Here is a 25,140-nt window from a genome sequence, read left to right as displayed (position 1 = left end):
TGGGGGGGGTCGATAACACAACCAGAAAAAAACCAGAAAAGAACACAGGAGACGCCAAAACAAGGGGACACCCGCCTCCCCCGGGGGGGGGGGGGGGGGGGGTGGGGGGGGGGGGCCGCCGCCCCCCCCCCCCCCGGTGGCGGGCAGGCCGTCCAGCTCGGCGAGCACCGCGGGGTCGTCCAGGAGCACCAGCGGCACGTCGAGCCCGGCCATCCCGCCGGCGGTGTCCACAGTGGACACCAGAGCGATCGGCCGGGCGTCGTCCACCATGTACGCGATCCGGTCCAGCGGCAGCTTGGCGTCGATCGGCAGGAACGCCGCGCCGGACTTCAGCACGGCGAGCACCACCACCGCCGCCTCCAGCGAGCGCGGCAGGGCGAAGGCGACCACGCCCTCCGGGCCCGCGCCCCGGGCGGCCAGCAGCCGGGCCAGCCGGTTCGCGCGGGCGTCCAGCCCGGCGTAGGTCAGCTCCTCGTCGCGGAACACGGCGGCGAGCGCGTCCGGCGCCTGCGCGACCCGGTCGGCGAACAGCTGCGGCGCGGTCACGTCCGGGATCGGCGCGATCCGCCCGCTCCACTCGCCCAGCAGCAGCTCCCGCTCACCCGCCGCCAGCACGTCGACCCGGCCCACCGGCGTGTCCGGCGCGTCGACCGCGGTCTCCAGCAACCGCACGAACCGGTCGACCAGCAGCCGCACGTCCTCGCGGGTGAACAGGCGACCCCGGTACTGGGCGTGCAGCCGCATCCGCTCGCCGGGGTACACGCCCAGCGCGAACGGGTACTCGGCCACCACGCGCGCCTCGCCGCCGAGCACGTCCAGGTCCGGCGCCAGGCCGCCCAGCTCGCGGGCGTCGGCCATCGGGTAGTTGTGGTAGCTGACCACGGTGTCGAACAGCTCGCCGATGCCGGCCTGCTGCTGCACCTCGGCCAGGCCGAGGTGCTGGTGCGGCTCCAGGTCGAACTGCCCGGCGCCGAGGTCCGCCAGCAGCCGCGCGAGCGTGTGCGCGGGGTCGAGCGCCACCCGCACCGGCAGCGTGCCGAGGAACGGGCCGATCATCGTCTCGACGCCCGGCAGCTCGGCGGGCCGGCCGGACCGCACCGCGCCGAACACGACGTCCCGGCTCCCGGTCAGGGCGCCCAGCAGCACCGCCCAGCAGCCCTGCACGACCGTGCTGAGGGTGAGGTCGTTGGCCCGCGCCCAGTCGGTCAGGCGGGCCGTCAGGGACTCGGGCAGGTCCACCAGCAGCTCGTCGGGCACCGCGGGCGTGCGGTCCGGGTCGACCGGCGCGAGGCGGGTCGCCTCCGTCAGCCCGGCCAACGCCGAGCGCCACGCGTCGCGCGCCGCCTCGACGTCCCGGTCGGCCAGCCACCGCAGGTAGTCGGCGTGGGGTGGCACCGGCGGCAGCGCGGAGGTGTCGACCCCGTTGGCGTACAGGGTGAACAGCTCCCGCGCGAAGATCGGGTTGGACCAGCCGTCCACCAGGGAGTGGTGCACGGTCCAGACGACGCGGAACGACTCGCCGGTCAGCCGCACCACGGTGAACCGCACCAGCGGCGGCGCCGTCAGGTCGAAGCGGCGCAGCCAGTCGGCGTCGGTGAGCCGGGCCAGCTCGCCGTCCCGGTCCGCCGGGTCCATCCCGCTCAGGTCGACCTCGTCCCACGACGGCTCGACCGCCGAGGGCACGACGAGCACGGCGTCACCGGACTCCCGGTGCCGGAAGGCGGCACGCAGCAGCGGGTGCCGCGCCAGGAGCGCCCGTGCGGCGGCGCGCAGCCGGGCCGGGTCGAGCGGACCGGCCACGTCCACGGTCACCTGCAACGTGTAGGCGTCCACGCCGTCGCGGTCGTAGTCGGCCTGGAACAGCAGGCCCTTCTGCGACGGCGACAGCGGCAGCACGTCGTCCAGCGGGCCGACCGCCCGCTCGACGTCCTCGATCTCGCGCTGGGTCAGCGACACCAGCGGGAAGTCCGACGGCGTGCGGCCACCGGCCCGGTCCGCGTGCCGTTCCGCGTGCTCCACCAGCGCGCCCAGGACCGCGGTGAACGTCTCGGCGATGCCCCGGACGTCCTCTTCGGACAGCAGCGCGCCCGCGTACTGCCAGTCGGACACGAGCACCGGGCCGGTCGGCCGGTCCTCGGTGACCGCGGCGACCTCCAGCGCGTACCGCAGCGGCACGTCCCGGTGCGCGTGCAGGCCGACGTCGCCGCGCAAGGACCACTCCCCCCGGTCCACGCCGAAGCGCCCGAGGTAGTTGAAGCCGATCTGCGGCGGGGCGAACCGGGCCAGCGCGCCCTGCGTCTGGGGGTTGAGGTGGCGCAGCAGCCCGAAGCCGAGGCCGTGGTCGGGCAGGGCGCGCAACGCCTCCTTGACCCGCTTCACCACCCCCGGCACGTCCGAGGTGTCGCCGACGTCGAGGCGCACGGGGAACACGCTGGAGAACCAGCCGACCGTGCGCGCCAGGTCCACGTCCTCGGCGGCCTGCTCGCGCCCGTGGCCCTCCAGCTCGACCAGCACCGACCCGCCGCCGCGCCGCCGTGCCACCGCGACCGCGAGCGCGGCCAGCAGCACCTCGTTGGCCTCGGCGTGGAACGCGGCGGGCACCGTGGTCGTCAACGCCGCCGCGTCGGCCACCTCGAACCGGTGGTGGCCGGCGGTGTGCTCGACGTCCACGGCGGGGTCGAGCGGGCGCGCGCCCAGCAGCGGGTCGCCGCCGCGCAGCTGCCCCGTCCACAGCGGCAGCTCGGCGGTGCGGGCGGCGGTGCGCGCCTGCTCCGACAGCAGCCGGGTCCAGCGGCGGTAGGACGTGCCGACGGGTGGCAGGGGCCGCCCCTCGACGGCCGCGCGCAGGTCGGGCAGCAGGATCCGCCACGACACGCCGTCCACGGCCAGGTGGTGGGCCACCACGAGCAGCTCGCCGTCGTTCAGCACGAACCGGACGACCACGCCGTCCTTGGGCGCCAAGCGCTCGCGTGCCGCGTCGAGCGTGCCGCCGGCGCTGACCACGTCGGCCGCGCGGACCGCGCCGCGGGGCTGCACCTCCAGCGCCCACAGCCCCTCGACCGGCTCGGCGAGCCGCAGCCGCAGCGCGTCGTGGTGGTCCAGCAGCACCTGCACGGCGGCGGTGAGCCGGTCGACGTCCAGCCCGGCGGGCACGGACACCGCCACGTGCTGGCTGTAGTCACGGGTCAGCCCGGTGGGGACCTCGCGCAACTGGTGGGCGATCGGGGGCGGCTCGACCTCGCCGACACCGTCGTCCGCGACCACGGCGACGGCGGAGACGGGCTTGGCGACCGCCGCGATGGCGGCCGGTGTCCGCAGTCGGAACACGTCCGCCGAGGTGACGACCAGGCCCGCCGCGCGGGCGCGGCTGACCACCTGGATGGAGCTGATGCTGTCGCCGCCGAGGGCGAAGAAGCTGTCGTCCGCGCCGACCGAGGCCACGCCGAGCACCTCGGCGAGCACACCGCAGAGGATCTCCTCCTCGCGGGTGCGGGCCGCGCGCGTCGTCACGGGCGTGCCGAAGTCCACGGCGGGCAGCGCCTTGCGGTCCACCTTGCCGTGCGGGGTCAGCGGCAGCGCGTCCAGCACCACGAACGTCGACGGCACCATGTACTCGGGCAGCAGCCGTGCCACCTGCTCGCGGACCCCGGCCGCCTCGCCCACGACGTAGCCGACGAGCCGCTTGTGCCCGGCCGGGTCGGTGACGACGGCGACCGCGGCGTCACCGACGCCCGGCACCGCGCGGACGGCGGCCTCGACCTCGCCGAGCTCGATGCGGTGACCGCGGATCTTGACCTGGAAGTCCCGCCGCTCCAGGAACTCCAGCTGCCCGTCGGCGTGCCGCAGCACGCGGTCGCCGGTGCGGTACATGCGGTCGCCCGGCCCGCCGAACGGGTCGGGCAGGAACGTCGTCGCGGTGCGCCCGGGATCGCCGAGGTAGCCGTGGCCGACGCCGGCGCCCGCCACGTACAGCTCGCCGGGCACGCCCTGCGGCATCGGTCGCAGGTCGTCGCCCAGCACGTAGAGCCGGGTGTTGCGCACCGCGTGGCCGATCGGCGCGCGGGCGCCGTCGACCGGTCCGGTGATCAGCGCGTGCGTGACGTCGTCCGAGCACTCGGTCGGCCCGTAGGCGTTGACCAGCGGCAGCCCCGGGTAGCGGTCGAACCAGCGCGCGCACAGGTCGGCGGGCAGCACCTCGCCCGTGACGACCAGGTGCCGCAGGCCGGGCAGCGGCACGGCGTGGCCGGCGGCGTCCCAGGCGTCGAGCGCGGCGCGCAGCAGCGACGGCACGACCTCCAGCACGGTCACGCCCCCGGTCGCGGCGAGGCCGAACAGGGTGTCAGGGTCGGCGGCCTCCGCCGCGCCCACGACGAGCACCCGTCCGCCCACGACCAGCGGCGCGAGCATCTGCCAGACGGACACGTCGAAGGTCACCGGCGCGTTCTGCACGACGGTGTCGGCGGCGGTGAGCCCGAGGTCCTCGACCTTGGCCAGCAGGTGGTTGACGAGGCCGCCCCGGTGCACCATCGCGCCCTTCGGCCGGCCCGTCGACCCCGACGTGAAGATCACGTACGCGAGGTCGTCGGCCGAGTCGGACAACGGTGACAGCTCGTGGTCCTCGGCGTCGTCCAGCACGACCACGCGCGCGCTGCCGGCGAGTTCGTCCGCGAGCGCGCGGTGCGCCGGGTCCACGACCAGGTGCGTGGCGCCGCTGTCGGCCAGCAGGCCCGCGATCCGGGCGACCGGCGCGCGCACGTCCAGCGGCACGTAGGCGCCGCCCGCGCCGAGGGCGGCCAGCACCGCCGTGACGAAACCGGCGCCGGGCTCGGCGAGCACGGCGGTCAGCCCGGCGTCCAGCTCGCGCGACAGGGCGTTGGCGCGCGCGACGAGCTCGCCGTAGGTCACCGGTCCGGCCCTGTCCACCACCGCGACCGCGTCGGGCCGGGCCGCGGCGACGGCGCGCACGCGTTCCACGACGCCGGTGTAGTCGTCCTCGCGCACCGGGCCGACGACGGCGTCGGCCCCGGCGAAGTCCACCCGGCTCAGCGCGGCGTCCGGCGCCGCCCGCACGAACTCCTCCAGGTACGCGGCGAAGCGGGTGACGTGGCCCGCCACCTCGGCGTCCTCGTACAGGCCCGCGTTGCCGCTCAGGTGCAGTTCGAGGCCGCCGCCCGGCGCCTCCACGACCGTGGCCTCGAAGTCGTCCACCAGCCCGGTGGACAGGTTGTTGACCGTCATCGCGCACGGTCCGAGCTTCAGCTCGGTCTCCTGCGGCAGGATGTTGACCAGCGGGCCGAACGGCCTGCGGTCGTCGCTGCGCAGGCCCATCGCGCCGCGGATGCGGCTGACCCGGTGCCGCTGGTGGCGCAGCACCCTCGTGACCTCGCGCGAGGTGTCGGCCAGCAGCCCGGCGCGGGACGTCCCCGGGCCGACGGCCAGCCGCAGCGGCACGGTGTTGGCCACCATGCCGGGGATGGCGCGCATCCGGGCGCCCACCCTGGCGGTCACCGGCAACGTCAGCAGCACGTCGCGGACGCCGGTCATCCGCTGGGTGTAGGCCGCCATCGCGGCGGTCACCACGGTCGGCCACGTCACCTTGGCCCCGGCGGCGACCTCGCGGACCAGGCGCGCGGTCGACTCGGGCACCACGGCGCTGCGGCGCACGAAGCCCTGCGCCCGCGGGCCGTCCCGGTGCGACAGGCTGACCAGCTCGGGAGCGTCGGTGAACCGCCGGTCCCAGAACCTGCGGTCCCGCTCGGCCTGACCGGACCCGCCGTAGGCCGCCTCCGCCGCGATCAGCTCGGCCAACGGCGGCAACCGGCCGTCGTCGACCGACGCGCCCGCCAGCAGGGCCTCGTACAGCTCGCCGAGCCTGCGCCAGAACACCACCTGCGTGTAGCCGTCGCACAGGAAGTGGTGGATGCACAGGGAGAAGAACGCCCGCTCGTCGCCGACGCGCAGCAGCGCCAGGCGGAACAGCGGGAAGTCGCCGAGCGCGAACGGCACGTCCAGGTCGGCCCGCACCCAGTCGCGGCCGGCGCGTTCCGGGTCGGCCTCGCCGCGCAGGTCCAGCACCCGCAGACCGGGGTCCGGCAGGGGCTCGACCACCTGGCCCGGCTCGCCGTCGACCTCGGTGAACCGCGCCCGCATGCACTCCGACTCGAACACCAGCCGCGCCACGGCCGCGCGGAACACCTCGATGTCCAGCGGTCCGCGGATGTCCAGGTAGCCCGCGGTGTTGTACGCCGACGTGCCGCCGGAGAGCTTCTCGTCGAACCAGATGTCGAGCTGACCGGCGGACAGGGGAAGCCGGTGGGTCATGGCAGTCTCCTCGCAAGCATGGCGTCCTCGGCGAGCAGGTCCGCGCCGTAGATGTCGCTGATCCACTGGTCCCGGTAGACGGTGTCCAGGTAGCGGTCGCCGAGGTCGGGCGCGATCGCCACCGCGGTCACGTCGCCGTCGGGCCGGTTGCGGGTGAGCCAGTCGGCGGCGCCGGAGAGCACCGTGCCGGTCGAGCCGCCGAACAGGAAGCCGTGCCGCAGCAACGTCCGGCAGGCGCGCACCGTGTCCCGTTCCGCCACGTGCAGCACCTCGTCCACGAAGGACTCGTCCAGCAGCGGCGGGCGGACGCTGGTGCCCAGGCCCGGCAGCATCCGCGGCTGCGCGGGCGTGCCGAAGGTGACCGAGCCGACCGAGTCGACCGCGACGACCCGCACCGACGGCTTGTTCTCCTTGAAGTACCGCGCGCAGCCCATCAGCGTGCCGGTGCTGCCCGCGCCGATGAACACCACGTCGACCTCGGGGAAGCTCTTCAGGATCTCCGGGCCGGTGCTCTGGTAGTGCGCCATCCAGTTCGCCGGGTTGGCGTACTGGTTGAGCCACACGTAGCCCTCGTCCTCGCACACCTGCTTGACGTAGCGGATGCGGGCGCCGAGGTAGCCGTCCTGCGGGTCGGGCTCGGTGATGACGTGCACCCGCGCGCCCAACGCCTCCATCAGCTGTCTGGTGGCGAGGTTGCAGCGCGCGTCGGTGACGCACAGGAACCGGTAGCCGCGGCTCGCCGCCACCAGCGCCAGCGCCACCCCGAGGTTGCCCGACGAACTCTCCACCAGCGTGGCGCCCTCGCGCAGGGTGCCGGCGCGCACGGCGGCGGACACCATCTCGTTGGCGGCCTTGAGCTTGATGGACCCGGCGAAGTTGAACCCCTCGCACTTGAGGTACAGCGGGTGGCCCGAGAGCCGCCGGAGGTCCACGTAGAGGTCGTCCACGTTGAACTCCTGGGGCGTCGATATCACTGGCATGCGCCGACTCCTAGGCGAAGTGCACGGTCAGGCGGCTCAGCGCTTGCCGTAGCGGTCGAGGTCGAAGAAGAAGTCCGGGACCACGGCCAGCGCGCCCGCCCGCGACACCTCGTCGTAGACGTGCTTGCCGACCGCCAGGTCCAGCACGCCCAGGCCGAACGGGGAGAACACCAGCGGCCGGTCCGCCGGTGGCGTCACCGCGCCGGTCATGACGTCGTGCAACGTGCCGGACAGGAAGTCGCGGTTGCCGGTGAGCTGCTCGGCCAGGTGCGGCGAGGTGTTCGCCTTCAGGCAGTGCTCCACGTCGTCCACCACGTTGGTGGACGCGAGGATCACCTCCGGCGACAGGTCGCGCAGCGACACGTGCAGCACCAGCGGGTTGTGGTCGAACCACGTCGGGTCGGTGACGTGCGGCGTGCCCGCGACGGTGGCGAACACGACCAGGTCGCTCGACCGGATCACGCTCTCCGCGCTGTCGTGGACCTCGACGGCGCCGTCGCCCGCGCCCTCGGCGTACTCGCGGAAGCCGTTCGCGGAGTCGGCGCTCAGGTCGTGCACGCCGACCTCGTCGAAGCTCCACCCGGTGGCGGTCAGGTAGGTGTGGATGTAGCGGGCGATCAGGCCGGTGCCGACGAACCCGACCCTGGTGGGCCTGCTCCGGTGCCGGCTGAGCCGGTCCGCGGCCAGCGCGGCGGACGCGGCGGTGCGCACCGCGCTGACGATGGAGCTCTCCAGGCACGCGATCGGGTAGCCGGTCTCGCGGTCGTTGAGGATCAGCACCGCGGACGCGCGCGGCAGGCCCGCGGCGACGTTCGCGGGGAAGCTGGAGATCCACTTCACGCCGTGCACGCCGACGTCGCCGCCGATGGACGCGGGCAGTGCGATGATCCGCGACGAGGGGTCTTCGGGGAACCGCAGGAAATAGGACGGTGGATTGACCGTGTCACCTTCGCCGTGCCACCGGTAAGCCGCCTCGATGAGTTCGACAACGTGCTTCTCGCGCCCTCGCAATACCTCGTCCACTTGAGCGCCGGAAATCACCGCGAAGGCAGGTGCCACGTTACCGTCCCTTTCTCGTCCAGGCCTGATGAGCAGCGCCGACCCGTCCGGGCAGCGGTCACGACCACATACTCGCGAACACGGCTGACAACCCGCTGACACGTCACTGACGGCGTCGGGTATAGAAAATCCATAGCCATTCGGGTTCAGGCTGGTCCCGACCCGGATATCTCGGGCACTCGCCCTTCGAACACCGGCAGCACTGCGGCGAACGTCGGTTCCGCGGCCTTTGTCGTGATCATGACGGGAGGACAAACCTCGATGGCAGATCGTAGGATCAAGAAGGTCGTGGTGCTCGGTGGCGGCACCGCGGGCTGGATGGCCGCGTCGTACCTCGGCAAGGCCCTCGGGCCGGCCGTGACCATCACCGTGCTCGAAGCGCCCGCCATCCCGAAGATCGGCGTCGGCGAGGCCACGGTGCCGAACCTGCACAAGACGTTCTTCGACTTCCTCGGCATCGCCGAGGAGGACTGGATGCGCGAGTGCAACGCCAGCTTCAAGATGGGCATCAAGTTCACCAACTGGCGCACGCCGGGCGTCGGTGAGGCGAACGGTCGCCCGTACCAGGGCACGAGCGACCACTACTACCACCTGTTCGGCCTGCTGCCGAACCACGAGAACCAGCCGCTGTCGCACTACTGGGCGCACAAGAAGCTCACCGGCCAGACCGACGAGCCGTTCGACTACGCCTGCTACCGCGAGCCGCCGATCATGGACCAGAACCTCTCGCCGAGGTTCATGGACGGCACCAAGTGGACCAACTACGCGTGGCACTTCGACGCGAACCTGGTCGCCGACTTCCTGCGCCGCTTCGCGACCACCAAGCAGGGCGCGATCCACGTCCAGGACAAGATGGTCGAGGCGGTCATCGACCAGCGCGGCCACGTCTCGGCGCTCAAGACCGAGGGCGGGCGCACCCTCGAGGGCGACCTGTTCATCGACTGCTCCGGCTTCCGCGGCCTGCTCATCAACCAGGCGATGAAGGAGCCGTTCCTGGACATGAGCGACCACCTGCTCAACGACAGCGCGGTCGCCGCCCAGATCCCGCACGACGACGCCGTCGACGGTGTCGAGCCCTACACCGGCGCCATCGCGATGTCGTCCGGCTGGACGTGGAAGATCCCGATGCTGGGCCGCTTCGGCAGCGGCTACGTGTTCTCCAGCCGGTTCCAGTCGCGTGACGAGGCGACGCTCGAGTTCTGCAACATGTGGGGACTCGACCCGGAGAACACCCCGCTGAACCAGGTCAAGTTCCGCGTCGGCCGCAACCGCCGGGCGTGGGTCAAGAACGTGGTCTCGATCGGCCTGGCGTCGTGCTTCCTGGAACCGCTGGAGTCGACCGGCATCTACTTCATCTACGCGGCGCTGTTCCAGCTGGCGAAGCACTTCCCGGACAAGGACTTCGACTCGATCCTGCAGGACCGCTTCAACGCGGAGATCGAGACGATGTTCGACGACTCCCGCGACTTCGTGCAGGGCCACTTCAGCTTCGCGCCCCGCAACGACACGCCGTTCTGGCAGGCGTGCAAGGACTTGGAGCTGGCGGACGACTTCAAGGAGAAGGTCCGCATGTACAAGGCCGGTCTCGCGGTCAACATGCCGATCACCGACGAGTCGACCTACTACGCCAACTTCGAGGCGGAGTTCCGCAACTTCTGGAACAACTCCAACTACTACTGCATCTTCGCCGGGCTCGAGTACCTGCCCGACCACACGCTGCCCGCGCTGGCCGCGCGGCCCGACGTGCTCGACTCGGCCGAGGCGGTGTTCGCGCAGATCAAGCAGACGCAGAAGGAACTGATGAGCACGCTGCCCACCACGTACGAGTACCTCAAGCAGCTGCACGGCAAGTAGGACTTCCCACCCCCCGGGAAAAGACGAGCCCACCGGTCCCCCGACCCGGTGGGCTCGTCGCCGTGCGCGCCCGCGCGAACGCACCGTTCGGCCCACATCACCACCTGTCAGCCGACTTGTGCGTGCTCGACCCGGGTTCCTACGCTCTGCCGACCATCGTGGTTCTTCGGGGGGAAGTCGTGATCAGACCGGTTCTCGCGGTGCTCGCCGTCCTGCTGGCGTCGGCGGCGCACGTGGTCGCCCTGCCCACCGGCGCGGTGGCGGAGCCGGCCGCGGCCTCCGCGCCCGCGTTGTCGAGGTACACCGCCGTCGCGCCGGTCCGGGTGCTCGACACCCGCGCGGGCGTCGGGGCGCCGGCCGGTCGGGTCGGCGCGGGCGGGACCGTGACGGTGGACCTGTCCGACCGGGTGCCGGCCACGGCGACCGCCGCCCTGCTCAACGTGACCGGGTTCGCCGCCGCCGCGGCGACCACCGTCACCGCCCACCAGACCGGCTCGGCCCGTCCGGGCGCCGCGGCCGTGAGCCTGCACGCCGGGGAGAGCAAGGCCGGCTCGGTCACCGTCCAGGTGGGGCCCGACCGCAGGGTCGACCTGCGCGCCGACGCGGGCGCCCTGGACCTCGTCGCCGACCTGACCGGCTACTACGCCACCGGCGGCGGCGCCAAGTACCGCCCCACGGCGTCGGCGGAGCTGTTCGACATCGCGGTCGGCGCGGCGGCCACGAGGACCGTCGACGTCTCGTCCCGCGTGCCGGCGGGCGTGACCGCGGTGGCCGTCGCCCTCACCGCCGGGCAGGCGACCGCGCCGACCTCGGTCACCGCGTGGCGGGCGGGCTCCGCGCGGCCGGGCACGTCGGTCGTGACCGTGGCGGCCCGGCGCACCGTGTCCAACCTGGCCGTCGTGGCGGTCGGCGCGGACCGCAGGATCGACTTGTTCAACGAGGCGGGCACGATCCGCGTGATCGGCCAGCTCGTGGGCTACTACGGCGCCGACGCCGCCGGGGAGTTCGTCCCGGTCACGCCGCGCCGCCTGTTCGACACGACCACCGGCCAAGGCGTGCGGGACGGCGCCGCCGGAGCGCTGGCCGCGGGCCGGTACCTCTCGTCGGAGGTGATCGCGACGCTGCCGGTCACCGGCGTGGTGTTCAACCTGACCGCCACCCAGGGCACCGGCACGGCGCGGATCAGCATGTCCCAGAACGTGGGCGGCGCCACGACGCGCACCCTCTACGCGGACGCCGCGCGGACCGCGACGACGCAGGTGTTCGGCGAGCTCGACACCTGGCAGCGGCTCGGCATGGTGAACCGGGGCGAGTCCGGCGCCGTCCACCTGCTCGGTGACGTCACCGGGTACTTCACGGACACCTGCGTGGGCAACGCCGGCTGCGTGTTCGTGTGGGGCGCGGGCGTGAACGGCCAGTTCGGCGACGGCACGAGCGGCTACCGCTCCCTGCCGGGTGCGATCCCCGGCTTCGGCGACGTCGTCGCCGTCGCGGGCGGCGCCTCGGAGAACATGGCGCTGCGCGCGGACGGCACCGTGTGGGTGTGGGGTCACAGCGAGGCGGTGCCGGGCCTGCTCGCGGATCGGCCCCAGCGGATGAGCGGGCTGTCCGGGATCACCGCGATCGCGGCCGGTCGCGGCAACGGCCTGGCGCTGGGGTCGGACGGCACCGTGTGGTCGTGGGGGCGCACCGCCTACGGCCAGCTCGGTGACGGCGTCGACCACGAGGTGGACTACCTGACCACGCCGGTCCGGGTCGCGGGGCTGACGGGCGTGGTCGCCATCGCCTCCGGCTACAACAACGGCTACGCCGTCAAGTCCGACGGCACCGTGTGGTCGTGGGGCGACAACACCTGGGGCAGGCTGGGTCACGGCGTGCTGTGCGACAAGGCCGTGCCGGGCACGTGCCAGTCCAACGTGCCGGTGCGGGTCGTCGGCATGACCGACGCGGTCGCCGTGGCCGACGAGGGCTTCGCGCTCAAGGCGGACGGCACGGCGTGGGCGTGGGGCACCAACCACTTCGGCCTGCTGGGCAACGGCTCGACGGACACCGCGCCGAGCCCGGTGGCCGTCCAGGTGCCGGGGCTGACCGACGTCGTGGAGGTCAAGGGTGGCGTCGACAACCGCTACGCCCTCAAGGCCGACGGGACCGTCTTCGCGTGGGGCAGCAACGCGCACGGGCAGATCGGCAACGGCTCGACGAGCACCGAGCACGTCCGCTCGCCGGTGGCGGTGTCCGGGCTGACCGGCGCGGTGGCCATCGCGCTGGGCGAGGCGCACAACGGCTACGCGCTCACCTCGGACGGCTCGCTGTGGGCGTGGGGCGACAACCTGAACTACCAGCTGGGTCGGGTCGAACCGCGCACGTCGAACGTGCCGCTGCGGGTGGACCGGGTGAGCGGGATCGGCGTCACCCGGATCTCCGGGTACGCGTACGGGCTGCTCGCCCTGGTGCCGGCGGGCTGAGCACCCGTCGCCGGCCGTTCCCTGGGAGGCTGGGGGCATGACCGTGCGGCGGATCGTGGTGCTCGGCGTGAGCGGGGCGGGCAAGTCGACGTTGGCGCGCGAGGTGGCCCGCGTGGTCGACGCCCCGCACGTCGAGCTGGACGCGATCCAGCACGGCCCGGACTGGACGACGCCGCCGGACGACGAGTTCCGGGAGCGGCTGGCGGCGGCCACCGCGGGGCCCGCCTGGGTGGTCGACGGCAACCTCGCCGACCTGATCGTGTGGTTGGACCTGCCGCTGTGGGTCGCCTTGCCGCGGTTGGTGCGCCGCAGCACGGCCCGGATCGTGCGCCGGACCGTGCTGTGGAACGGCAACCGGGAACGGCCGGGTTTCCTGGTCGGCCGGAACTCGGTGCTCGTCTGGGCGGTGCGGGCCCGCCGCCGGCACCTCGCCGAGTACCCCGGCCGGTTGGCGCGGGCCGGGGTGCCGTGGGTCCGGCTGCGGTCCGCGGCCGGGGTGGCGCGGTGGCTGGCCGGGTTCAGCGCGGTGAGCCGACGCCCACCCGGAACGGGTCGTCCCGGTCCAGCTTCCCGGTGAACAGGCCCTGGAACAGGTTCAGCTTCTGCATGTTCGACGTGCCCTCGATGAACTCCAGGCCGCGCGCGTCGCGGACCAGCTTGTCCAGCTGCGGGTGGTCGAAGCGCGCGCCGACGCCGAAGAACTCGCAGGCCGCGCGGGTGGCGTCGAGCGCGAGCTGCGACGCGCGGGCCTTGGCCGCCGACGCGAGGTAGCCGTCGGACGTCCGGGCGTCGACCGCGCGGGCGGCCAGGTGCACGAGCGCGCGGGCCGCCGTGATCCGGCGGCCCAGCTCGTCGAGCCGGTCGCGCTCGTCGCGGCGCAGCGTCGTGCGGTGCTCGGCCACGTACTCGTGCGCCGCCCGCGCGATGCCGAGCGCGATCGCCGCCACGCCCGGCCGGAGCAGGTTGAACGTCTGCACGAACGCCCACATGCCGCGCCGTGACGGCGAGAGGTGCCGTCCGACGAAGCGGGACGCGGGCACGTGCACGTCGTCCAGCGTGATCGCGCTGATCCGCGCGCCGCGCAGGCCGATGGTCTCCAGCGCGGTCGCCGAGAACCCGGGCGTCGGCGTCTCCACCAGGACCGCGTTGATGCCGAGCGGGCCGGAGCCGACGCGCGCGAACACGACCCCGAGCTGCGCCCGGCAGGCGTTGCCGACGTACCGCTTCTCGCCGGAGAGCACGCCACCCCCGTCGACCGGGGTCAACGTCGACGTCAACCCGCCCGCGTCGGACCCGCGGTCCGGCTCGGTGAGCGCGAAGAACGTCCACAGCGGCTCGGCGAGCATCCGGCCGTAGAACCACTCCTTCTGCTCGGCGTCGGCGAGCAGGTCGACCAGCACGCCGGCCAGCAGCGGGCCGGGCGAGGCGACCAGCATGCCGACGTCCGCGCAGGCCAGCTCCTCCATGATGATCGCGCGTTCGAGGGCGAGCGTGCCGTAGAACCGGTTGCCCGCGATGGGGATGGGGACGTTCCCGTACTCCGGCGGGATGCCCATGGTCGACAGGTAGCGGACCGCCGGGAGGTCGAAGTGGGCGCGGATGAGCTCCGGATCGCGGTCCAACGCGAGCCCGAGGCGGCGGAAGTCCGCCCCCCACTCGCGCACCTGGTCGCGCAACGCAACGAGCCGCGCGTCCAACGCGCTCACGACTCGACACCCACGGACCGCACGCCACCGACGCCGCCGATGCCACGGGCACCGCCCGCACCCGCCGGCGCGCCACCCGCCCCACCCGCGCCAACGGATCCCGCACCGCCGAAACCGGCCGGAACGCCGTTGCCGGCGCCGATCGAGCCGTCGATCCCATGGGCCGCAGATCCCGCACCGGCCAACCCGTCCGCGACACCATCGGCGCCACCGACCGGGCCACCCGCGCCAACCGCGCCGGTTCCCGCATCAACCGAACCGGCCACGACACCGTCGCGGGCACCGGTCGAGCCGTCTGCGGCACGCGAGGCGGGGGCGGCGTTCGCCGTGCGCGCGGCCGACGCGTCGTCGTGCGTGGCGCGCGCGGCCGGGGCCGGTGTGGGCCTGGGCGTGGTGCGCGCGGCCGACGGGGTGTGGTCGTGCGAGTCCGATGCGGGGTCGGTGGTCGGGGCGGGCACGTAGGCCTCCGCCAGCAGCTCCGACAGGTGCGCCACCTGACCCGGGCCGCCGACCAGGTACCCGCTCGCGCCGAGCAGGTTCACCAGCCACCGGTCCGCCGCGGTGATCCTGGCGTGCAGGTGGGCCAGGATCACGCCGGGCAGCTCGCCCGCGTCCACGCCCGTCAGGACCGCGCGCACCTCCAGGTGCTCGATCAGCCCGTCGGCGACGGTCGACTTCACCATCTGCTGCTGGAGCAGCGTGGTGTTGCCGGTGCGCCTCCCGTTCAGGTAGCGCATGCACGTCTCGCGCAACGCCTCCGACAGCCCCAGCCTCAGCCACACCAGGCCCAGCGCCCAGGCGGCTCGCTGGTCTGACGTGCCGGGGTCGGACGTGCCGGGGTCGGTCTCGGGGTCCGCTGCTCTCAACCGAGGATCGAGAACACCGTTTCCGTACATTTTCGGGCCATCTTCACCCGATCGTGTACCCGCCATCCGCAGCAGCACCACCGCCCCGCCTGGCAGGTCGATCGTATCCACAGTGGACTCGTCCAGTCCAACCCGGTCCACCAGGACACCGTCCGCCCACACCCGGTCCGCCGACGCCGCGACCTCCTGCGACACGACCGCGTGCCCACCCGGGCCGCACGGCAGCGAACCCGGCGCCACGAGCGAACCCAGCACCGTCAACGCGGGCGCCAGCCCCTCCTCCCGCGCCACCAGGTGGCAGCGCGACAGCACAGCGGCGCCCCACCGCACGGACGTCGTCACCGGACCTCCCCCACCGCGGCCAGACCCAGGTCACCGGTCACCGGGTCGTGCTCGACGAGCACCACCCGGCCGAGCGAACCGGCCAACCCCTCCCACAACGACGTGCACGGGTACCCGGCCGCCGCGGACCGCACCGTCCCGCCGCGCCGCACCAGCTCCGGGTCGATCCCGGCGCCCGCGACCACGGCCACCCGCTCGTCCGGACCCACCACCGACGCCAGCCCGGCGGCCAGGGCGTCCGGCAGGTCGGCGACCGCGACCCCGGGCGTGTGCACCAGCGACAACGGCGCACCGCCGGGCTCCAGCAGCAACGCCACCCCGGCGTCACCCGCGGGCCGGTCGTGCGCGCCCACGTCGTAGGGCAACGTCGCCTGGTCGGCGATCACCACCAGCACCCGCGAGAAACCGTGCCGCGCCGCGTAGTCCGACGCGATCCGCAGCGCCGCGAACGGCGCGCACCGGCCCACGTCGGACACCGAGAACGACAACGGCGCGCCGGGCACCGCCTCGGCCAGGTACGTCGCCGCGGCCAGCCGGCAGTCGAGGTCCGGCGTGGCGTGGGCGACGATCGCCAGCTCCACCGGTCCCAACGGCTCCAGCCCGGCGTGCAGCGACCGGGTCAGCGCGGTGAACGTCGTGCCCGGCGAGGCGAGCACGTCCGGCCGCACGGCGACCCCGTAGAGGGACGTGAGGTCGGTGAAGTGGCGCAACGAGAACTCGTCGTCCAGCGAGCGGTCGGGGGCGACGCGGGTCCGCACGACCCGCGAGAGCCCCAGCGCCCGCACGCCCGACGACCGCGTCAACGTCGGCGCGGAGGTCCGGTACACGGCTAGCGGTCCATTTCCGCGGCGACGAAGTCGGCCAGCGACCGGACCGTCTCGAAGTGCGCCATCTCGAGGTTGTCGGTGTCGAACTCGACCTCCAGCGCCTCCTCCAGCTGCATCAGCAGCTCGAAGACGCCGGTCGAGTCGAGGCCGAGCTCGTCGAACAGCCGGGACTGCTCGGTCAGCTCCGGCAGCTCGTAGTCCAGCACCTGGGCCAGGACGGCGGTGATGGCGCCGACGATCCGCTCGTGGGTGGCGACGGTGGTGGATTCGCTCATGATGCGGTTCCTTCGGTGAGAGCCGTGGCGGCGGCGAGGTCGGGGAGGTGTTGGTGGCGCAGGAGGTCCTCGGTCTCGTCACGGGTGCGCACCAGGTGCGCGCGCCCGCCGTGGACGAGCACTTCCGCCGGGTAGCCGTGGCTGAGGAACAGCACCGGCGAGGCGGTCGGGCCGTACGCGCCGGAGCGCAGCACGCCGACGAGGTCGCCGGGCCGCACGGGCGGCAGCTCGACCTTCTTGCCGAGGGTGTCGTTGGGCGTGCACAGCGGTCCGGTGACGTGCCAGCTCTCGGTGGCGGGCTCGTCGACCCGGTTGAGCACCCGCATGGGGAAGTTCCGCTTGACGAACGACCCGATGCCCACCGCCGCCATGTGGTGGTTCGTGCCGCCGTCGGCGACCGCGAACTTCTCCCCCATCGACTCCTTCACGTATCTGACGCGCACGACGTACGTGCCGGACGTGGCGGTGAGGTAGCGGCCCAGCTCCATCACCAGCCGCGTGCCGGGGTGCCGGTCGGCGAACGCGTCGACGACGGGGTTGACGCGGGCGGCGAGCAGGCCGAGGTCGAGGTCGCGCTCGCCGTCGAAGTAGGCCACGCCGAGGCCGCCGCCGATGTCGACCAGCTCCAGCGGCATGCCGAGGTGCCCGGCCAGCCGGTCGGCCAGCTCGAAGATCCGCTCGGTGTTCTCGGCGACCGCCTCCTCGGACAGGATGCGGGTGCCCATGTAGACCTGCACGCCCATGAAGCGGACGTTCGGGTGCCGTGCCACGAGGTCGTCGGAGGCGAACAGCTGCGACTCGTCGATGCCGAACTGGCGCGGCTTGCCGCCCATGGTCAGGCCGGAGCCCTTGACCGAGAAGCTGGGGTTGACCCGCAGCGCGACCGGTGCGCGCACCCCGCGCAGGGCGGCGAACTCCTCGATCAGCGCCAGCTCGCCGAACGACTCGCACACGATCGCGTAGACGCCCTCGTCCAGGCAGGCGGCCAGCTCGTCGGCGCTCTTGCCCGGTCCGAGGAAGATGATGTCGGCCGGGTCGACGCCGGCGCGGCGCGCGGTGACCAGCTCGGCCATCGACGACACCTCGGCCCGCGCGCCCCGGGAGTGCAGCACGGACAGCACGCCGATGTTGGGGTTCGACTTGAGGGAGAAGAAGAACTCCAGCCGCGGGTGCAGCAGCTCCTTCAGCCCGTCGACCCGGGACTCCAGCTCCTCGCCGTCGTACAGGTACAGCGGTGTGCCGTACCGCTCGGCGATCTCGGTGATGCCGATGCCCTGCACCTCGAACTCAGCGCTCACGGTCGCGCCTCCAATCGGGCGGTGATGTCGTCGTCCACGCGTCGCAGCTCCTCGTCCGACGACGCGACGAGCAGGCCGTAGAGCCGCCCGTCGAACGCCGAGTCGGCGCGGTGACCCGCGTTGACCGTGGCGAAGTTGTTGACCAGCAGGCCGGTGCCGCCGGCCCGGTCGAGCAGCAGGCCGCGCAGCAGCTCGCGGACCTCGGCGAACGGGAGCCTGCGGCGCAGCCGCACGGGGTAGTGCCGCGCCAGCGCGAGCTGCCCGGGGCCGACGAACCGCTCCTGCACGCGTGCCTGGTAGGTGGACATGTTGTGGCGGGCGTTGATCTCGACGACGGGGTAGAGGCCGTCGTCGGGGTCGACCATGGCGTCCACGCCGACCACGCCGAAGTAGCCGTCCGCGGCGAGCTTCTTGCCCAGCCGGTGCGCGGTCTCGGTGAGCTCGGCGACCTGGCCCGCGGCCAGCCGCGCGGGCATCCGGTGTCCTTTGTGGACACCGCCTTCGGTGTGCAGCTCCTTGACGAAGTCGAACCGCACGTCGCCGCCGCGGGCCACGGTGAACTGGTAGTTGAGGTCGGCGCGCTTGGCGACCCACTCCTCGACCACGAACCCCAGCCGCGGCCGGCCGGTCTTCTCCACCTGCTTGGCGACCATCCCGAGCAGGCGGTCCATGCGGCGTTCGCTCTCCAGCACCGCGATGCCCTTGCCGGAGACGCCCAGCGCCTCCTTCACCACGACCTTGCGGCCGTCCGCGACCAGCTCGCGAGCCCGCCCGAACGCCTCGCGCAGCTCGTCCACGGTCTCGCAGGCCCACCCGGCGGGTTGGCGCAGGCCCAGCTCGTCGGCCGCACGCCGGCTGTAGACCTTGCTGTTGACCGCTTTGCACGTGACGGCCTCCGGCGCGGCCAACGCCATGCCGGTGCGCTCGGCCAGCTCGGCTTCGAGGTCGGACACGCCGTGCGCGGTCAGCCGGACGCCACCCCGGGCCAGGCCGGTCAACGCCTCGACGGTGGCGGGGTCGGCGAGGGCGTCGGCGGTGACCGTGCGGCGGGGGTCGGAGTCCGCGACGACGTGCACGGTGGGCAGGTCGATGCCCAGCTCGGTCAGGTAGGCGAGGTAGACGGGGTCGGGGGCGGCCTTGAGCACGACGTGGTCGTCGCCGCCGGCCAGCAGGAGCGCGAACTCGTCCATGTGGTTGACCACGGCCGCGCCGCTCTCGGCCGACAGCCGGGGCAACGTGTGCTCGCCGAGCGCCCACCGCTGTTCGACCTCGAAGTTGCCGAGGAACGCGAGCGAGGCGTCCGGCGTGCCGAGCAGCGCCGTCTTGAGCCTGCGGGTGAAGTCCGGTTCGTCCATGTCAGTGCTCCAGGACCATCGCGGCGAAGGTCTGACCGAGGCCGGCGGCCGTCATCAGGTACTTGTCGCCGGGCTTGAGCAGGCCGAGCTCCGTCACCGTCTGGTAGTTGATGAACGGGTCGGCGCAGAAGCAGTGCCCGGTGGCGCCGAGGTTGTCCAGGAAGAACCGGTCGTTGGGCAGGCCGAGGTTCTTCGCCGCGACCGTCCACGACACGCGGTTGACGTTGTGGGGCAGCACCAGGTCGATGTCGGCGACGCCGATGCCCGCCTCCTCGGTGGCCGCGCCGACGACCTCGGCCAGCGCGTCCTGGTAGATGCGACGGGCGTCCTTGGCGATCTCCGGGGTCAGGTCGATCACGCCGTCGTCGCGGCCGTGGATGCGGCTGGCGTAGCCGCGCACGTGGTCGCGGTCGCCGTCGGCGGCCACCAGGATCGCGGCCATGCCCTCGCCCATGATCGACGTGTCGCGGACCCACTGGGTGAACGGGGTGAACGTCTTGTCGCCGGCCAGGATCAGCGCCAGCGCGTCGGGGTCGCCGTCGGCGGCGAGCAGCGTGCCGGCGACGTCCATGGCGAGCAGGCCGGTGGCGCAGCCGTGGTCGGCGACCGAGAGGGTCTGCGCGTGCCGCAGGTTCAACGCCTCGCGGACCTCGTGCACCGGGCTGACCGGGTAGGGCGCGGTGGTGCGCATGCCCTTGGCGCGGATGAGGTAGCGGACCCGGTCCTCCTGGCCGCGCAGCCCGTCCAGCTTCTCGGCCGCCGCGATCAGCAGTTGCGCCTCGGAAAGGTCCGACTTGCAGATCCGGTCGAGGCCGTAGAGGCGGGTGAACCGGCGCACCTGCTGGTCGTCGAGGCCGAGCGGCTCCTTGAGGTCCGCGACGGCCACCGTCTCCGGCAGGTGACTCGAGACCGCCACCAACGCCGTCATGTGCGTCCTCCTCGCTCGCCCTGGTCCGTTGCCGGCTCAAGGTTCGCAAGGCCCACTGACACCGTGCTGACACTCCGCTGACCGCGTGTCGAACGTTCAGAACGCGCGTGTCCTACGTCCGGAGCACCCGAGTTGAACGCTCAGCACACGCGGCCGTTCTGAGCGTTCAACTCGGCGTGCGGGAACGTAGGACACGCGCGTTGCGGGTGCGGGACACGCGGGGTCAGGTGGCGGCGGTGCGGGAGGGTGGGGACGGGTGGTGGTCGCCGGTCGAGTCGCGCGGCCACCAGCGGGTCGGGCGGGGCAGGAACGCGGCCAGTTCCGGGAAGTCGGTCGGCCGCTCGGTCATCCAGTTCCAGTAGCGCGGGATCGTGCGGGCGTAGTCGCAGTAGTACCGGCGCAACGCGTCGATCAGCTGCCGCAACGTGTTCGGGTGGATCGAGCCGGGCCGCCACACGAGCAGCAGCCTGCTGCGCAACGGCTCCGTCATCGCCACCAGGCTCACGTCCGACGTGGACCCGGTCGGCGTGGCCAGCGCCGCCGCCCCCGCGTCACGCACCCAGCTCATCGCCTCGGCGTGCCCGCCCGCGTAGTGCATGACCTCCGGCGTGGGGTGGTCGAGCTTGCGGAACAGGTGCTCCTCGACGACGTGGAACCAGTGCCCCGGCACGTGGTGCACCCAGCTCAACGACAGCATGTGCCTTCGGCTCACCGTAGTCCTGCGCGCGAGCGCGTGGTCGCGCGGCAGCGCCAGCCAGATCGGCTCGCGCACGATGATCTCCTTGGCCAGCGCGGGATCCAGGTCCCGCACCCCGTCCACCGCCTCTGGGCTGGGCACGAGCGCCGCGGTGAGCTCGCCCCGGCTGACCGCGTCCACCCCCAGGGCCGGGTCCAGCGTCACCGTCTGCACCTCGACCGACGGCAGCGACGACTGCAACGCCCGCCGCAGCGTCACCGGGGTCCATTCGGCGTTGCCGATGCGGAGAATTCCGGACGACAGCGAGGACGCCTCCGCGACCACCGCGTCGGCCCGGGTGGCGAGATCGGCCAGCATCGGGATTAAACGCTCCCCCAGGGGCGTCGGAGTAATCCCGAAGGCCGAACGCACGAACAGATCGCCGCCAACCGCCTTCTCGATCCGTCTCAATTGGGCGGTGAGGCTCGGTTGGGGCAGGGACAGCTTCGCCGCGGCCTTCGAGATGCTGCCGGCCTCGGCAAGGGTGGTGACCACCCTGGCATGACGTATCTCCAAGTGCATGCATCCAACCCCTTCGCGTCGTTACTCGGGGTCCACCAACTCCGGCGGGTTCGGGGATTTCCCGGACCCACCTCGTTCGTGCCGGGCGGCCGTTCCAACCTACCCCACGGGCCATCCCGAGCGGAGGAGTTCACGCAACAGCCCACTATTCGTTGAGTTCTCAACAGAAATTATGGAAAGCGTCGCTACGATCCCGGCACGTACCTACTCAAAAGTCGGTCACGCCTTGTCTCCGCAACGATGCGGGGACGGGCCCCACCTGCCGGCCCCACGGGCGACGCGGGGGACAGCACCAGTGCCACCCGCGTGATCACGTCCGTATGGTCTGCGGCGCGTGCACACACCGATAGGTCCCACATGGGGAGCAAGAACGTGAATCTATCTCCGATTCAAGGCGTGGATGACGTCGTCCGACTGCATTCCGTCCGCAAGGTTTACGGCAATGAGCGGAACGGCGTAGTGGCCCTTGACGGAGTCACGCTCGGCATCGCGCGCGGCACCTTCACCGCGGTGATGGGCCCTTCCGGCTCCGGCAAGAGCACCGCGCTGCACTGCGCCGCCGGCCTCGACCGGCCGACGTCGGGCTCCGTGCTGCTCGACGGCCGGGAGATCACCGGCCTGGGCGAGCGCGAGCTGACCCGGTTGCGCCGCGAGCGCGTCGGCTTCGTCTTCCAGTCCTTCAACCTGCTGCCCGCGCTGTCCGTGGTGGAGAACGTCCAGCTGCCGCTGCGCCTGGCGGGCCGCCGCCCGAAGCGCTCCCGGGTGGACGACGTCATCGCCCGCGTCGGGCTCGCCGACCGCCGAGGGCACCGCCCCGGCGAGCTGTCCGGCGGTCAGCAGCAGCGGGTGGCCATCGCCCGCGCGCTCGTCACCGAACCCGCGGTGATCTTCGGCGACGAGCCGACCGGCGCGCTCGACACCCGCACCGCGCTCGAAGTCCTCGCCCTGCTGCGGCAGACCGTGCGCGACGGCGGCCAGACCGTGGTGATCGTGACGCACGACCCGGTGGCCGCCGCGCACGCCGACCGCGTCGTCTTCCTCGCCGACGGCCGGATCGCGGGCGAGCTCACGTCGCCGACCGCGCACGCCGTCAGCGCGCGCATGACCCAGCTGGGCGCGTGGGCCGACGAGCCCGCCGGCGACCTGGCCAACGGGGTGCGCTGATGCTGCGCCTCGCGTTGCGCACGCTGCGCCACCGCATCGGCGGGTTCACCGCCTCGTTCATCGCGCTGTTCATGGGCGCGGCGATCGTGATGGCGTGCGGCGGGCTGATGGAGACCGGCATCCGCAACGACGTCCCGGCGCAACGGCTCGCGGCGGCGCCGCTGGTCGTCACCGGCGATCCGTCGTACCTGGAGCGCTCCCCGATCGACGCCTCGCTGGCCGCGAAGGCGGCGGCCGTGGACGGTGTGGCCGAGGTCGTGGCCGACGTGGCGTTCCCGGTGGTCCTGCCCGGTGGCGCGGAGGCGACCGGCCACACGTGGTCCGGCGCACGCCTCGCGCCGTACGCGGTGGAGCAGGGCCGCGCCCCGCAAGGACCCGACGAGGTCGTGGTGGACGCGAACTCCGGCGTCGGCCTCGGCGGCACGGTCGCGTTGCGGATCGGCTCGGAGAGCGTCGACTACCGGGTGGTCGGCGTCGCCAGGGCGGCCGTCGAGGCCAAGGCCGTGTTCTTCACCGACGACGAGGCACGGCGCCGGTACGCGAAACCCGGCCAGGCCGACCTGCTCGGCGTGCTGCTCGAACCGGGCGCGACGGCGGACGGCGTGCGCGAGGGCCTGGCGGCCGCGGTCGCCGCCCGGGACGTGGTCGTGCTCGCGGGCGACGAACGCGGGCTCGCCGAGTTCTCCGACAGCCGGGGCGGCGGCGAGACGATCATCACGGTGTCCGCGGTCTTCGGCGGCCTGGCGATCATGGTCGCGATGTTCGTGGTGGCGGGCACGCTCGGCCTGTCCGTGCAGCAGCGGCACCGCGAGATGGCGCTGCTGCGGGCGATCGGCACCACGCCGGGCCAGCTGCGCCGGCTGGTGCTCGGCGAGACGGCGTTCGTGGCGGTGCTGGCGACCGCGCTGGGCTGGCCGGTGAGCGCGTACCTCGGCGAGTGGCTGCTGACGCAGCTGTCCGGCGCGGGCGTCGCGCCGCGGGCGATGGCGTACCGCCAGGGCTGGGTGCCCGTGGTGGCCGGCGTCGGCATCTCGTTGCTCAGCGCCACGATCGCGGCGTTCATCGCCGGACGGGCCGCGGCGGTGGCCCGGCCGACCGAGGCGTTGACGGCGGCCGGCCTGCAGACGCGCTGGTTCAGCGTGCCCCGCCTGGTGTTCGCGCTGCTGTGCCTGGGCGGCGGCACGGCGTTGAGCATCATCACCGCGGTGGTCATGTCCGGGCCGGTGGCGGCGAGCACGGCCGGTCCCACCGCGATGCTGTGGGCGTCGGGCATCGCGCTGCTCTCCCCCGCCGCGGCGAAGGTGCTGATCGCGGTCCTGCACTGGCCGGTGCGGGCCTTGTCCGGCATGTCCGGGTACCTCGCGGTGCTCAACGCCGGCGCCCGGCGGGTGCGCGTGGCCAGCGCCATCACGCCGGTCATGCTGGCCACGGGTCTGGCGACCGCGTTGCTCTACCTCCAGACCACGCAGGCGGGCGCGGCGACGGACGCGTTCGCGGCGAGCCTGCGCGCGGACGCCGTGGTGACCGGCTCGACCGGCGGCGTGCCGCTGGACGTGGTGGACGAGGTGCGCGCGCTGCCGGGCGTCGAGGCGGCGTCGGCCGTGGTCGACACCGAGGCGTTCTTCCCCGACCACGAGGACGGCGACGACGAGATCACCGTGCTGGGCGTGACGCCGAGCGGTGTCACGCGGACCATGGACGTCGACGTCACCGCCGGGTCGTTGGACGACCTGCGCGGCGACTCGGTCGCGCTGCCGACCGGCTGGGCGGAGGACCTCGGCGTCGCGGTCGGCGACCCGGTCCGGATGAAGCTCGGCGACGGCGCGGTGGTCGACCTGGAGGTCGCGGCCGTGCACACGGGCTCGTTCGACGCGGCGTTGCTGCCCGCGGAGCTGGTCGTCGCGCACACCACCGGCGGCTCGGCGTCGCAGGTGCTGGTCAAGGGGCCCGAGTCGGCGCTGGCGCCGTTGACCGAGCGCCACCCGGACCTGCGGGTCGCGGGCCGCGAGGAGGCGGTGGCGGCGGGCGGCGGTGGCGAGCAGACCGGCGCGTGGGTGAACTACCTGCTGGTCGGCATGATCCTGGCGTACACGGTGATCTCGCTGGTGAACACCCTGGTGATCGCGACCGGTGAACGGCGGCGCGAGTTCGCGCTGCAACGGCTCATCGGCGCCACGCACGGGCAGATCCTGCGGATGGTCGGCGTCGAGTCGGTGGTGATCGCGCTGGGCGGCATCATCCTGGGCGGGATCGTGTCCCTGGTGACGCTCGTGCCGTTCGCCATCGCGTTGAACGGCTCGTTCTGGCCGGAGGGTCCGATCGCGATCTACCTGGTCGTGGTGGGCGGGGCGACGGGGCTGACGCTGCTGTCGACCGTGCTGTCCACGGCGTACGTGCTGCGGACCCCTCCCGTGCAAGCCGCGGCGTCGGTGGACTGACGGG

General features: G+C 73.0%; 16 protein-coding genes. 5 read left to right on the top strand and 11 right to left on the bottom strand.

The genetic code is table 11. The features are described 5' to 3' along the window. From ACZ7GX_RS12895 to sbnB, 3 genes are all read right to left on the bottom strand, one after another. On the bottom strand, nucleotides 1-6,321 hold a 6,321-nt coding region (locus tag ACZ7GX_RS12895), incomplete at its 3' end, for an amino acid adenylation domain-containing protein (protein WP_498776010.1). Then, nucleotides 6,318-7,301: a 2,3-diaminopropionate biosynthesis protein SbnA gene (gene sbnA / locus ACZ7GX_RS12890; protein ID WP_498776008.1), complete on the bottom strand. Its 984-nt coding sequence runs from the start codon at nucleotides 7,299-7,301 to the stop codon at nucleotides 6,318-6,320. The genes ACZ7GX_RS12895 and sbnA, both read right to left, overlap by 4 nt. A gap of 36 nt (nucleotides 7,302-7,337) precedes the next feature. Then, nucleotides 7,338-8,360, bottom strand: coding sequence for a 2,3-diaminopropionate biosynthesis protein SbnB (sbnB, locus tag ACZ7GX_RS12885; RefSeq protein WP_498776006.1), 1,023 nt, complete (start codon nucleotides 8,358-8,360; stop codon nucleotides 7,338-7,340). Between the two features lie 261 nt (nucleotides 8,361-8,621). Between sbnB and ACZ7GX_RS12880 the strand changes: the two genes are divergently transcribed. The 3 genes from ACZ7GX_RS12880 to ACZ7GX_RS12870 all read left to right on the top strand — a co-directional run bounded on the left by ACZ7GX_RS12880 (nucleotide 8,622) and on the right by ACZ7GX_RS12870 (nucleotide 13,256). Beyond that, nucleotides 8,622-10,214, top strand: a complete 1,593-nt coding sequence (locus ACZ7GX_RS12880; protein WP_498776004.1) for a tryptophan halogenase family protein — start codon at nucleotides 8,622-8,624, stop codon at nucleotides 10,212-10,214. 179 nt (nucleotides 10,215-10,393) lie between these two features. Next, nucleotides 10,394-12,679, top strand: coding sequence for an RCC1 domain-containing protein (locus ACZ7GX_RS12875; RefSeq protein WP_498776002.1), 2,286 nt, complete (start codon nucleotides 10,394-10,396; stop codon nucleotides 12,677-12,679). Nucleotides 12,680-12,716: 37 nt separating this feature from the next. After that, nucleotides 12,717-13,256 (top strand): P-loop NTPase family protein, encoded by a 540-nt coding sequence (locus ACZ7GX_RS12870; RefSeq protein ID WP_498776000.1) that lies wholly within the window; start codon nucleotides 12,717-12,719, stop codon nucleotides 13,254-13,256. Here ACZ7GX_RS12870 and ACZ7GX_RS12865 read toward each other — a convergent pair. The 8 genes from ACZ7GX_RS12865 to ACZ7GX_RS12830 form a co-directional block, all read right to left on the bottom strand. Beyond that, nucleotides 13,198-14,385, bottom strand: coding sequence for an acyl-CoA dehydrogenase family protein (locus ACZ7GX_RS12865; protein WP_498775997.1), 1,188 nt, complete (start codon nucleotides 14,383-14,385; stop codon nucleotides 13,198-13,200). The genes ACZ7GX_RS12870 and ACZ7GX_RS12865 overlap by 59 nt on opposite strands. Then, the gene (locus ACZ7GX_RS12860; RefSeq protein ID WP_498775995.1) at nucleotides 14,382-15,593 is read right to left on the bottom strand and encodes a hypothetical protein; all 1,212 of its coding nucleotides are present in this window, start codon (nucleotides 15,591-15,593) and stop codon (nucleotides 14,382-14,384) included. The genes ACZ7GX_RS12865 and ACZ7GX_RS12860 overlap by 4 nt, the downstream gene beginning before the upstream one ends. Further along, complete coding sequence (locus ACZ7GX_RS12855; protein WP_498775993.1) at nucleotides 15,590-16,420, bottom strand: hypothetical protein; 831 nt, start codon at nucleotides 16,418-16,420, stop codon at nucleotides 15,590-15,592. The genes ACZ7GX_RS12860 and ACZ7GX_RS12855 overlap by 4 nt, the downstream gene beginning before the upstream one ends. A gap of 2 nt (nucleotides 16,421-16,422) precedes the next feature. Further along, nucleotides 16,423-16,695 carry an acyl carrier protein gene (locus ACZ7GX_RS12850; protein ID WP_498775991.1) on the bottom strand — a complete coding sequence of 91 codons (273 nt, stop codon included), beginning with the start codon at nucleotides 16,693-16,695 and terminating at the stop codon, nucleotides 16,423-16,425. After that, complete coding sequence (locus ACZ7GX_RS12845) at nucleotides 16,692-17,993, bottom strand: type III PLP-dependent enzyme (protein ID WP_498775989.1); 1,302 nt, start codon at nucleotides 17,991-17,993, stop codon at nucleotides 16,692-16,694. Before ACZ7GX_RS12845 ends, ACZ7GX_RS12850 begins: the two co-directional genes overlap by 4 nt. Beyond that, complete coding sequence (locus ACZ7GX_RS12840) at nucleotides 17,990-19,348, bottom strand: preATP grasp domain-containing protein (RefSeq protein WP_498775987.1); 1,359 nt, start codon at nucleotides 19,346-19,348, stop codon at nucleotides 17,990-17,992. Before ACZ7GX_RS12840 ends, ACZ7GX_RS12845 begins: the two co-directional genes overlap by 4 nt. 1 nt (nucleotide 19,349) lies before the next feature. Further along, nucleotides 19,350-20,276: a 3-oxoacyl-[acyl-carrier-protein] synthase III C-terminal domain-containing protein gene (locus tag ACZ7GX_RS12835; protein WP_498775983.1), complete on the bottom strand. Its 927-nt coding sequence runs from the start codon at nucleotides 20,274-20,276 to the stop codon at nucleotides 19,350-19,352. A gap of 223 nt (nucleotides 20,277-20,499) precedes the next feature. After that, nucleotides 20,500-21,534 (bottom strand): LysR family transcriptional regulator, encoded by a 1,035-nt coding sequence (locus ACZ7GX_RS12830; protein ID WP_498775981.1) that lies wholly within the window; start codon nucleotides 21,532-21,534, stop codon nucleotides 20,500-20,502. A 357-nt stretch (nucleotides 21,535-21,891) separates the two neighbouring features. Here ACZ7GX_RS12830 and ACZ7GX_RS12825 point away from each other — a divergent pair, with 357 nt between their 5' ends. Then, entirely contained in the window at nucleotides 21,892-22,698 is an 807-nt protein-coding gene (locus ACZ7GX_RS12825) for an ABC transporter ATP-binding protein (protein WP_498775979.1), read from the top strand. Next, nucleotides 22,698-25,136, top strand: coding sequence for an FtsX-like permease family protein (locus ACZ7GX_RS12820; RefSeq protein ID WP_498775977.1), 2,439 nt, complete (start codon nucleotides 22,698-22,700; stop codon nucleotides 25,134-25,136). The genes ACZ7GX_RS12825 and ACZ7GX_RS12820 overlap by 1 nt, the downstream gene beginning before the upstream one ends. Nucleotides 25,137-25,140 lie beyond the last annotated feature (4 nt).

The organism is Actinosynnema sp. NPDC037264 (assembly GCF_055603705.1).
This window is presented reverse-complemented; position numbering and strand designations above follow the sequence as displayed.